Here is an 11,299-nt window from a genome sequence, read left to right as displayed (position 1 = left end):
TTGTTCTGGTGTGGGGTAAAATCGAAACGAGTAGGCTTTTTCCATGTCTCACATTTTAGCATATATTTGGTAAATGCGCTAGTATTTAACGGTAAAGCCGTCGTAGAACGACGGGGTTTCAGACCCAAAATTTTCGATGAATAGTCCATTGCCGGGAGATAACAGCCAATTAGATAGCCAACTACATTCCCTTGTAACGACGGTGACAGCGATCGCCCAAGAACAGCAGGGAGATTGTAACGGTTTGTTAATGTTGCTGCGAACTTTAGAAAATTTACATCGGCAAATTCGCGAGCAGATGTTCGAGCCATCTTTACCCAATACCCGTAAGGACTTATACGGATTACTCCGGGATATCGAGGAAACCGGGGGATGGCCCTATATAGAACGGATGAAGTTACAAATGTTAATGGAAAAATTATTAGCCAGTGAAGTCGGCGCGCTCGATTCGGCGGCAAAAACCGATGATCGGGAAAAATGAGTTTCCAGAGGTTACGGAGCGGGTTACAGTATTGGGAAAATGGATATTTTAGGGGTAGTTCGTAAATCATGACCACCGTGAACCCGATTAAATTTGGAACCGATGGCTGGCGCGGGATTATCGCCGCCGATTTTACTTTCGATCGAGTCGCTCTGCTCGCTCCCTTGGCGGCTCAGGTTTTAGCGGATAATTATGGTCAGATCACAGGTTCGCGGACGATTATCGTCGGCTATGATCGGCGGTTTATGGCGGAGGATTTTGCTCAAACTGCGGCGGAATCACTTCAAAAAGCCGGTTTTGATGTGCTTCTCTCCCAATCCTACGCTCCGACTCCCGCTTTTAGTTGGGCAGCTCGATCAGAAAATGCTCTCGGTGCGATCGTGTTAACCGCCAGTCATAACCCAGCCAAATATCTCGGTTTGAAGGTTAAAGGTTATTTTGGTGGTTCTGTCTCGCCGGAAATTACCCAACAAATTGAAGCTTTATTGTCTAATCCGCCGCAATTTAACGCAGCTGCCGGTAAATTAAGCACTTTTGAGCCATGGTCAAGTTATTGTCAGGGTTTACGCCAAAAAGTTAACATTGCTGCTATTGCCAACGCGATCAAATCGGGACAACTAAAAGTTTATTCCGATGTCATGCACGGTGCGGCGGCTACCGGTTTAGAGCGTCTTTTGGGGGTGGGGATCACGGAATTACGCGGCAATCGCGATCCTTTGTTCGGTGGCGGCTCTCCAGAACCTTTACCGAGAAATTTGAGGGAAATCATCGATAAACTGGCTCACAGCGCAAATTTAGCCCCTTTGCGAGTAGGTTTGGTCTTCGATGGGGATAGCGATCGAGTAGCGGCGATCGATGGTCGGGGGAATTTTTTAAGCACCCAAAATCTCATCCCGATTTTAATCGAGCATTTAGTCGGCAAAAAGGGAATGAGAGGGGAAATTGTGAAAACGGTGAGCGGTTCCGATTTAATCCCCAAATTAGCCAGTTTATACGGTTTATCGGTCTTTGAAACCCCGATCGGTTATAAGTATATCGCCGATCGAATGTTGACCACTCCTGTGTTAATTGGTGGGGAAGAGTCGGGAGGTGTCGGTTATGGTACTCACATTCCCGAACGGGATGCTTTATTATCAGCTTTATACGTTTTGGAAGCGGTGGTAGAATCGGGCCAAGATTTAAGCGATCTTTACGCGCAATTACAGGATAAAACCGGGTTTCATTCTGAGTATGATCGCATTGATTTACCCTTAGCTAATATGGAAGCTCGCGATCAGTTAATTACTGCTTTGGATAGGGAACCCTTAAGGGAAATTGCTGGTAAACAAGTGACTGATTGTAATACTATGGACGGTTATAAATTCCGTTTAGAAGATGGCAGTTGGTTGTTAATTCGCTTTAGTGGCACAGAACCAGTTTTGCGTCTCTACTGTGAATCTTCAACCCTCGATCGAGTTGATGAAATTCTCGCATGGGCAAAATCTTGGGCTACCTATATCTAGCACTTGCTGAATAATGGTAAAACCCTTTTAAAATAAGGCTTTTGACCTGTTAAAATCCGATGTTCATGCTGCGAAAATAGGATTAAGACCTTCAAAAACCTTGCATTATCCTTCTTTGTAGTACATAAGCTGGTACAAAAAAATAGGGCAACAAAGCCTGAAACGACCGGCTACTGACTTGAAAGAGGGTGTAGGGTGTAGGGTGTGGGGTGTGGGGTGTGGGGAAGGAAACCTCTTTCATCTCTGGTGGTGAAAATTTTTTCATCGGGACCGACTCCTAACCCCACCAACAAACTTTTTGCCGCAAACCCTATCTCATAGAAAACGGGGATGAACTAGGAAATTTTCAGCCCGCGAATCGCATAATCTAATAATTCCATCGGATGAATAACGGGTGTATCTTTTCCCTGTAATTGTAGATGTTTTTTAATTTGTAGGGAACAACCCGGATTAGGAGAAGCAATCACCGCAGCTCCAGTATTTAATAAATTGCGTACTTTCTGCTGACCTAATTCATCGGCAGTATCTGGCTGTAGCATATTATAAACTCCGGCACTGCCACAACACAAGGCCGCATCGATAGGTTCTTTTAAGTTAATATTGGGGATTTTTTGCAATAATTGCCGTGGTTGCACCGAGATTTTTTGTCCGTGTAAAAGATGACAGGCATCTTGATAAACTAGGGTTAATTCTGTCTCGGTAATCGGGGATAAATCAGCAGTTAACCCCACTGATGCCAAAAATTCTTGGGCATCGCGTACTTTAGCCACAAACTCCTTAGCCTTATCTTTATATTCAGGATCGTCGGCTAAAATATGATGATATTCCTTGAGAGTATGACCACATCCTGCCGCATTAATAATAATATAATCAACCTCGGTTGCTGCGAAACTATCTATCATTTGTCTGGCTAAACTTTGCGCTTGTTTTTCCTGTCCTTGGTGTGCGGGTAAAGCGGCACAACAACCCTGGGTTTTTGGGATAACCACTTCACAACCATTGGCAGTTAAAACCCGCACTGTCGCTTCATTTACCGGCGAGAAAAAGAGGCGCTGCACACAACCTAAAACTACTCCCACCCGATAGCGTTTTTCAGTTTGGGAGGGAATAACATCGGCATAGTTTTTAAACAGAGAGTCTAGGGTAATTTTTGGTAAAATTGATTCCATCGCTGCTAGACGGGGAAAGAGCATTTTTAAGAGTCCCGATTTTCTAACAATAGTTTGTAATCCCAGGGTTTGATATAACCAGAGGAAAGGTAAAAATAATTTGAGACGGACGGGATAGGGAAAGAGATTAAAAATGAGAAAACGAATAATTTTATCTTTAAAACTGCGGGGTTGATTGCGTTCCACTTGCGGACGAACTGCGGCGATTAATTGATCGTATTGTACTCCCGATGGACAGGTACTAACACAGGCTAAACAACCTAAACAAGTATCAAAATGTTGGCTAGTGGTTTCGTCTAAAACTGCTTCCCCTTTGTTGATAGCATTCATCAGATAAATTCTGCCCCGGGGGGAGTCCATTTCTTTGCCAATCACTCGATAACTGGGACAGGTAGATAGACAAAAACCACAGTGAACACAACTATCGATTAATTCTTGAGCGGGGGGATTCTTGGGGTCAAATCCTTGATTTTTTTGGTCGATTAATTCTTGAAAGTTAAGGGAATGCTCGGAGGTTTGCATGATTTTTCATCAGATTTTGTTAAGAAAGCGTTCAGGACTAAAAATACCGTGAGGATCGAATTTAGTTTTTAGGGTTTTCATCATGGCAATCGCGTTACCTGTATAACCCCAAGGTTCAATTTTTTCTTTTAGCGATGGGGGTGCGGTTAACACCGTTAAATAACCCTGATTGGCACTGCATAAAGAGCGAATTTTGTCAAGATTTTCCTCCGATTTTAAGATAACTTTACCCACCCCACTACTAATATTAATCGATGCTAGTCCGTTAATTTGGTCGATAACTAGAGCTAAATTGCTAGGTAATAATCCTATTTTGCCGAAAAAATTGCCCTCTTGGTCATAATTATCGATTGTTTTTCGGTATCTTTGCCATAGAGAAACTTCTTCCTCATCCCGATAAAAATTAGTCTGACAATCTAACTGTTGCCCTAAATAACTCACCTGTTGCGATTGTTCGCTAATACTTTCGGGAATACTTTGAAAACGCAGCAGTAAAGCGACTTTTTCCCCTAATCCTAATGCTTGCGTCATCCCTAGGTTTAAACATTCAGCCACGGTGGGAGTTAAAGACGATTGCCGAATAAATTGACTTAATTTACTAATATTTTCGCTATTTCCTCTAATTATTAGGGTTTCTGAGTTAGCAGTTTCGGGATACAGTCGCAGGGTAATCTGATCGATAATCCCTAAAGTGCCGTAGGAACCCGTAAATAGCTTCATCATGTCGTATCCCGCCACATTTTTCACCACACGCCCTCCAGCTTTAGCAATCTCGCCATCGTGACGGATAAAGGAGAATCCTAGGATCAAATCCCGGACACCACCGTATCTTTGCCGCCATGTTCCCGCGTCGGCCGTGGCCATAATACCGCCAATCGTGGCATTATCGGCGTAACTGGGATCAAGAGAAAGAAATTGAGAGCTAGGAGCTAAAAAAGCCTGTAAATCCGCTATTTTAAGCCCAGCTTGCACGGTTATAGTTAAATCTCCCCTAGCATGGTCAATAATCTGGTTGAGATTTTGGGTACTAACTAAAATATCTGGCGACTCGACTAACCCACCCCAATCTAATTTACTGCCTTGACCGTAGGCCAGTAAAGACAGACGATTTTCGTTGCTAAAACGCACCAAAGAGGCTAAAGCAGCCGTATTAGCGGGATAAACTAGAATTTCAGGACTTTTGCCCCTAATTGCCCTTGATAGTCTTTCTTGTTCCTCCTTTGGCACTTGTGGCCAGGCAATAACCGGCGTGTCGGGGGGTAAAATAGAAGTTATCTGGGCAGCGATCGCAGTCATATTTGACACAAGAATTGAGGAGTGAGGAGTCAGGAATTACCGGCCGATAATCCCGAAGAATGGGGGTAATGCTAGGACTAATCAGTAATTTTCAGCCTCTATTAATCAGATTACCTTAGTTTGGCTCTCCATCTCCGATGTCAGCCAATTCTAGCCCAATAACTGACTGTTAAATTAGCCATACACTCATGTAATAATAGTGGATTACCTCGATCAGTAAGCCAAGAAGTTAATGAGTGTAAATTGGACGAATAGCCGCGCCAAGCGATTAAGTGCCTTACCCCCCTACGTTTTCGCCCGTTTGGATGAATTAAAAGCCTTAGCACGCAAAGAAGGACTAGATTTAATCGATTTAGGGATGGGTAATCCCGACGGTTTTGCCCCGCGTCCAGTTATCGAAGCGGCCATTCAAGCTTTTGAAACCCCCCAATTTCACGGTTATCCACCCTTTGAAGGAACCGCCAGTTTCCGAGAAGCGATCGCTAAATGGTATGATCGCAGTTATGGAGTGGAACTCAATCCCGATAACGAAGCTTTACCCCTGCTAGGTTCCAAAGAGGGCCTATCTCACCTCGCCCTAGCTTATGTTAACCCCGGCGATGTGGTCTTGGTTCCCAGTCCCGCCTATCCCGCCCATTTTCGCGGTCCCTTGATTGCTGGGGCGACGCTATACCCGATTATCTTAAAAGCAGAACAGGATTGGCTGATAGATATCGATTCTATCCCCGAAGATGTGGCTAAACAGGCGAAAATCCTCTATTTTAACTATCCCAGTAACCCCACGGCCGCCGTTGCCCCCCGGGAATTTTTTGAAAAAATCGTTGCTTGGGCCCAGCACTATGAGATTATGCTCGTCCATGATCTCTGTTACGCGGAATTAAGTTTTGATGGTTATCAGCCCACCAGTTTATTAGAAATTCCGGGGGCAAAAGAGATTAGTGTGGAATTTCATACCCTCTCGAAAACCTATAATATGGCCGGGTGGCGCGTCGGTTTTGTCGTGGGCAATTCCGATATTATTCAAGGGTTACGCACCCTGAAAACTAATCTCGATTATGGCATCTTTTCCGTCATCCAAAAAGCGGCCGAAACCGCCCTACAACTGCCGGATGAATACGTCAAACAAGTACAGGAAAGATACCGGCAGCGACGAGATTTTTTAATCAAAGGTTTGGGGCAATTAGGTTGGGATATTCCCCCCTCTAGGGCGACAATGTATCTCTGGGTCCCCTGTAGCGTCGGCATGACTTCCACGGATTTCGCCCTCAGCGTCCTGCAAAAAACCGGTGTTGTTGTCACTCCGGGCAATGCTTTTGGAGAGGGAGGGGAAGGTTATGTGCGCGTCAGTTTAATCGCCGATATCCCGCGATTAGGGGAAGCTTTGCAGCGCCTCGAAGATGCGGGAATTCGCTATCAGTAAGGAGAGTTTTTCCCCTTGATTTGCCCGCAAAATCCCTCTAGGCACTGGCTAAAATTGCGATTATGATGGAATTTTATCGCGGTAGCTTGCCACTTCCATGACCTACAGCTTAAGAATTGCCGATATTCCTGTCAGTGAAAGACCAAGGGAACGTTTAATCAGCGTCGGGGCGAAAAACCTCAGTAACGCCGAATTATTAGCGATTTTACTAGCTACAGGTCAAGGTAAGGGGAAACTCTCGGCGGTGGGTTTAGGACAGCATATTCTCAACGAATTGAGTAAATATCGCCGGGATCCTTTGGATGTTTTGAGGGATATTCAGCCCCAGGAATTAACCGCTATTCATGGCATTGGACCGGCTAAGGCCACTACTATTCTAGCGGCGATCGAATTGGGAAAACGAGCTTTTCAACGACGACCGACGGAAAAAATGGTCATCGATAGTCCCGATACCGCTGCCGCTATCCTTGGCCACGAACTAATGTATCAGTCTCAGGAACGTTTCGCCGTTATTTTACTCGATGTCAAAAATCAGTTAATCGCACTAAAAGTGATTACTATCGGCACAGCCACGGAAACACTGGTACATCCGCGAGAAATCTTTCGAGAAGTAGTGAAACAATCAGCTACTAAGTTAATTATCGCCCATAATCACCCCACTGGGTCACTTGTGCCTAGTCAAGACGATATTTTACTCACAGAACAATTATTACAGGGGGCTACCTATCTAGCCATTCCTCTCCTAGATCATTTGATCCTCGGTAATGGCAACTTCCAAAGTCTTCGCCAAATCACAGATCTTTGGGAAAAATATCCCCAAGAAGATTAGACCCCTTGTAACAATCAAAAATTGTGGTTAGGTTTAGCTGGAAAAGGGAGCGAGTGCGCTCGAAATCCGGGTAAAATTTGAGAGATACAATCGGTCAATTGGGCATGGATTATAAAGAAGCGGGCGTGGATGTGGAAGCGGGACGCGCTTTCGTCGAGAAAATTCGCCAAAATGTGGAAAGTACCTTCCGTCCCGAAGTTATCGGCGGTTTAGGCGGTTTTGGCGGCTATTTTCAGTTACCTTCTGGTTATCGGCAACCGGTGTTAGTATCGGGAACTGATGGCGTAGGAACCAAGTTGAAAATTGCCCATAGTCTCAATCGCCATGATACGGTGGGAATTGACCTCGTGGCTATGTGCGTCAACGATGTCTTAACCTCCGGGGCTGAACCTTTATTTTTCTTAGATTATCTCGCCACTGGTAAACTGGAAGCGTCACAGTTAGCGGCGGTGGTATCGGGAATCGCTAGTGCCTGTCGTGATAGTGGTTGTACTCTTTTGGGAGGGGAAACGGCGGAGATGCCGGGGTTTTATTCGGCAGGAGAGTACGATTTAGCGGGTTTTTGCGTCGGTATTGTCGAAAAAAGTCAATTACTCGACGGCAGTAAGGTGCAAATCGGCGATGTGGCTATCGGTTTAGCCAGTAGTGGGGTTCACAGTAACGGTTTTAGTCTTGTTCGTAAGATTATCGACACCCAGGGCTTAAATTGGCAAGATTGCCCCGAAATTTTGGCCGGCTCTAGCTTAGGTGAAGTTTTGTTAACTCCCACTAGACTTTATGTCAAACCTGTGCTAGAACTTCTGCGCTCTGGGTTAGATATTCACGCCATGGCCCACATTACTGGGGGTGGCATCCCGGAAAATTTGCCCCGCTGCTTAGGTAAAGGGCATTCCGTGCAGATTTACCCCGAAAGTTGGCCAATTTTGCCGATTTTTCACTGGTTAGCCCAGATGGGATCGGTTAATTCCGAAGCCATGTTTAATACTTTTAATATGGGTATCGGTTTTGTGATCATTGTCCCATCAGATCTGGCGCAATTGACTATTAACCAACTACAATCCTCTGGGATTAATGCCTACCAAATCGGGGAAGTGATTGCCGGTAAGGGGGAAATTGTTGGGCTTGATTATATCAACTAAAAAAACTTTTTGCCGCAAACCCTAGTTAATAGATTGTACCCCGTTGACGGGCGGGGCGATCGAGGGATTTAATCGCCGTTTCTAATTCCTCGACGGTCAAACAAGTACCGCCCAGGGCCCCGGCCATAGTGGTAATATGTTCTTCCATGAGAGTGCCACCGAGATCGTTGCAACCCCAGTCTAAAGCTTCTGTCGCCCCCTGTAAGCCCAATTTTACCCAACTGGGTTGATGATTTTTAATGCTATTGCCCAAATAAATCCGCGCCACTGCCGTTAACTTTAATGTATCGGCTAAAATTGGTTGATCTCGTCCGACTCGATTTCTCAGGGGTTTGGGGGCTGATTGTCCCACAAAAGGCAATAAAATAAATTCGGTGATTTTAGCCCGATAATTATTTTCTAGGGCGATTTCTTGCTGTTTTCTAATTTTTTCAAGGTGCTGCACCTGTTGGCTAGGGGTTTCAATATGACCGCAGAGCATGGTACTGGTGGTATGTAACCCCAAGCGATGGGCAATACCGACTATTTCTAACCAAGTGGCGGCATCGATTTTTTCTGGACAAATTACCCGTCTTATCTCATCGACTAACACCTCGGCAGCCGTCCCCGGGAGAGAATTCACTCCTGTTTCTTGCAGGGAAGCGATGACTTTTTCGTAACTTAAACCGTCTTCCCTAGCAATAAATTGGACTTCTTGGGGCGAAAAAGCGTGTAAATGCAGGTCGGGAAAGGTTTTTTTCAGGTTTTTAACAATTTCGAGGTAATAGTCTAAGGAATTACCCTTAATCTTGGCTTTTGGGTTTAATCCTCCCTGCATACAAATTTCTGTCGCCCCACGACGGACAGCATCCGCCGCTTTAGCGATAATTTCCTCTAAATTAAGCCAGAATGCTCCCTCTTCATTTTCATCGCGTCTGAATGCACAAAAACTGCAATGCTGCTCACAAATGTTACTAAAATTAATGTTGCGATTGATCACGTAGGTGACGGTATCTCCTGCCTGTTGACGACGCAAAAAGTCGGCCGTTTCCCGAATCTGGACAATTAAACGGTTATCGGTAGTTTCTAGCAAGATAATCGCTTCTTTTGCCGATAAATTTGCCCCTGACCGCGCTTTGGCCAAAATATCGGTTACGGGTGCGGTGATGGAGGAGTTAGTCACGGGAAATAAATATTAAGGGTTGCCGATCCTAATTGTAGAACGAGGTCAGAAGGAACAGTAAAGAAAGAGAGGCGATTTAATCCTTTTTCTGTTCCCTATTCCCTTGTCTGCACGCGGTAATTTCCGGTTGAGAGCCTTTATTGCGGGGTGGTTTGTTTTTCCTGTTCTTTTTGTTGACGTTTTTTCTTTTCTGCTTCTAAGGCATCTTCGATAACCTTGAGCAGCTGATCCATTTTATCAAGATTACCGCGATAAACATCGAGGTCTTTTTGCAGTTTCTCGCTGGAGAGATGGAGAATTTCTGAGAACTTTTGCAAAATTTGTTCGCGTTTTTCTTTTTCCTTGATCATCTCTGGTTGTGCTTCCGCCAAAATTGTATAGAGACCGATGGCAAACAGGCGACTATACTTAAACTTAGGCGCGTTGATAACCGAAACTAAACTATCAGACAACTGATTGTTACCACCCATAGCAGGGTTTGGCAGTTGGGAAAGCAAGGAATCAATATTACTTTCTTTGGCAATAGCGATCATATTTTCGGCATCACGACGATAGACTTCGGGATTACCGTTAACCGCTTGGCACAAAGCATTAAAAATATTCGGTTTATCCTCCCCCGGACGATAGCCTTCCATGAACTTCTCGAAAGAAGTAACCACACCAAGGGCATAAATTGGATCATAATGGAAATCTACATTAACGGAGAGCAGGTGCATCTCGACTAATAATTCCTCAACCACGCGCCGATACACCGAATTGATGGGGCGGGTGTGGCGAGTATAAAAATCACGCTTACTATCGGAAACAGTACGAATTTTGTCCACAGAACCAAACTTCATAAAAATTTAACACTGCTCTCATTTTCTCCCTTCTCGTTCCCCCTGACAAGGCCAGTGATCACCAAAGAGCGGCAAGCAGTCAGTCCAGAGAGAGCAAAAGAGCGAGTAAGATGGGGAAATGGGGGAATGGGGGAATGGGGAGACCACTTCGTGCGCGTTGCGGGGGGGAATGGAGAATTTCAAATAAAACCCCAACACCCTAACACCCTAAAACCCTAAAACCCCAACACCCTAAAACCCTAACACCCCAACACCCAACAGCTTTTTCACTTTTCACTTGACTATATGGCTAATCAAGACGACAAAATCAAAATTATCAGTGATAACCGGCAAGCGCGCCATCTCTACGAGATTTTAGAGACTTTTGAAGCGGGGGTGCAGTTGCTAGGGACCGAGGTTAAATCTGTGCGTGCTGGTAAGGTAAACCTGCGGGATGGTTACGTTTTAGTCCGCAATGGTGAAGCGGTGTTAATTAATGTTCATATTTCCCCCTACGAACAGAGTAGCGAATATTTTAATCACGATCCGCGCCGGACGAGAAAATTGTTGATGCACAAAAAGGAAATCAGCAAACTCATCGGTCAAGTGGAACAGAAAGGCTTAACTCTTGTGCCTTTGAAGATGTATTTTAAAGGTAGTTGGGTAAAAATCAGCATTGGCCTCGGTAGAGGCAAGAAATTACACGATAAACGCGAAGATTTGAAACGTCGTCAAGATCAACGGGATATGGCGCGAGCGATGAAGCGTTAATCAAGACACTTATCGAAAATTTGGGTTAAAACCCCGTCCTTTGAGGACAGCTTTAAGCTACAATGGAAAAAGCGATAACCAAGCTAAGCTAAAAACTGAACCTTGACAACAGATAGTAGGGGGTTTCGTTCAGAAAAGACTTCAAATTCGGCCTTGAACGAGTAAAACTTTCTAGGAAATAAGGTGGAAC

General features: G+C 44.8%; 11 protein-coding genes. 6 read left to right on the top strand and 5 right to left on the bottom strand.

All coding sequences use genetic code 11. The annotated features are described in order from the left end of the window. Positions 1-45: helix-turn-helix domain-containing protein (locus IM319_RS22540; protein WP_353737100.1), on the bottom strand; the 45-nt coding region annotated here is incomplete at its 3' end. A gap of 91 nt (positions 46-136) precedes the next feature. Between IM319_RS22540 and IM319_RS13245 the strand changes: the two genes are divergently transcribed. Both IM319_RS13245 and IM319_RS13240 read left to right on the top strand, forming a co-directional pair. After that, positions 137-481, top strand: a complete 345-nt coding sequence (locus IM319_RS13245; protein ID WP_286825884.1) for a hypothetical protein — start codon at positions 137-139, stop codon at positions 479-481. Between the two features lie 68 nt (positions 482-549). Next, complete coding sequence (locus IM319_RS13240) at positions 550-1,983, top strand: phosphoglucomutase/phosphomannomutase family protein (protein ID WP_287735898.1); 1,434 nt, start codon at positions 550-552, stop codon at positions 1,981-1,983. Between the two features lie 335 nt (positions 1,984-2,318). Here IM319_RS13240 and IM319_RS13235 read toward each other — a convergent pair whose 3' ends face one another. Together IM319_RS13235 and IM319_RS13230 are read right to left on the bottom strand one after the other, a co-directional pair. Next, positions 2,319-3,674: a (Fe-S)-binding protein gene (locus IM319_RS13235; protein WP_287735897.1), complete on the bottom strand. Its 1,356-nt coding sequence runs from the start codon at positions 3,672-3,674 to the stop codon at positions 2,319-2,321. A 9-nt stretch (positions 3,675-3,683) separates the two neighbouring features. After that, complete coding sequence (locus tag IM319_RS13230) at positions 3,684-4,970, bottom strand: FAD-binding oxidoreductase (RefSeq protein ID WP_287735900.1); 1,287 nt, start codon at positions 4,968-4,970, stop codon at positions 3,684-3,686. A gap of 232 nt (positions 4,971-5,202) precedes the next feature. Here IM319_RS13230 and IM319_RS13225 point away from each other — a divergent pair, with 232 nt between their 5' ends. The 3 genes from IM319_RS13225 to purM all read left to right on the top strand — a co-directional run bounded on the left by IM319_RS13225 (position 5,203) and on the right by purM (position 8,358). Continuing rightward, on the top strand, positions 5,203-6,390 hold the full coding sequence (locus tag IM319_RS13225; protein WP_287078849.1) for an aspartate aminotransferase: 1,188 nt from the start codon (positions 5,203-5,205) through the stop codon (positions 6,388-6,390). A gap of 97 nt (positions 6,391-6,487) precedes the next feature. Further along, complete coding sequence (gene radC / locus IM319_RS13220) at positions 6,488-7,219, top strand: RadC family protein (protein WP_002732646.1); 732 nt, start codon at positions 6,488-6,490, stop codon at positions 7,217-7,219. 104 nt (positions 7,220-7,323) lie between these two features. Continuing rightward, positions 7,324-8,358 carry a phosphoribosylformylglycinamidine cyclo-ligase gene (gene purM, locus IM319_RS13215; RefSeq protein WP_287735899.1) on the top strand — a complete coding sequence of 345 codons (1,035 nt, stop codon included), beginning with the start codon at positions 7,324-7,326 and terminating at the stop codon, positions 8,356-8,358. Positions 8,359-8,383: 25 nt separating this feature from the next. Here the strand turns inward: purM and cofH are convergent, their stop codons facing one another. Then, entirely contained in the window at positions 8,384-9,520 is a 1,137-nt protein-coding gene (cofH, locus tag IM319_RS13210) for a 7,8-didemethyl-8-hydroxy-5-deazariboflavin synthase subunit CofH (RefSeq protein ID WP_287686129.1), read from the bottom strand. Between the two features lie 137 nt (positions 9,521-9,657). Then, positions 9,658-10,344 carry a photosystem II biogenesis protein Psp29 gene (psb29, locus tag IM319_RS13205; RefSeq protein ID WP_287686131.1) on the bottom strand — a complete coding sequence of 229 codons (687 nt, stop codon included), beginning with the start codon at positions 10,342-10,344 and terminating at the stop codon, positions 9,658-9,660. A gap of 300 nt (positions 10,345-10,644) precedes the next feature. On the opposite strand from psb29, the gene smpB reads away from it, so the two are divergent. Then, a complete protein-coding gene (gene smpB / locus IM319_RS13200; RefSeq protein WP_004162719.1) occupies positions 10,645-11,109 on the top strand; it encodes an SsrA-binding protein SmpB in 465 nt (154 codons plus the stop codon). The last annotated feature ends 190 nt before the right edge of the window (positions 11,110-11,299 follow it).

Source organism: Microcystis sp. M113S1, assembly GCF_020246945.1.
Classification (GTDB): Bacteria; Cyanobacteriota; Cyanobacteriia; order Cyanobacteriales; family Microcystaceae; genus Microcystis.
The sequence above is the reverse complement of the archived record's forward strand: the minus strand, read 5'-3'. Positions and strand labels throughout refer to the sequence as shown.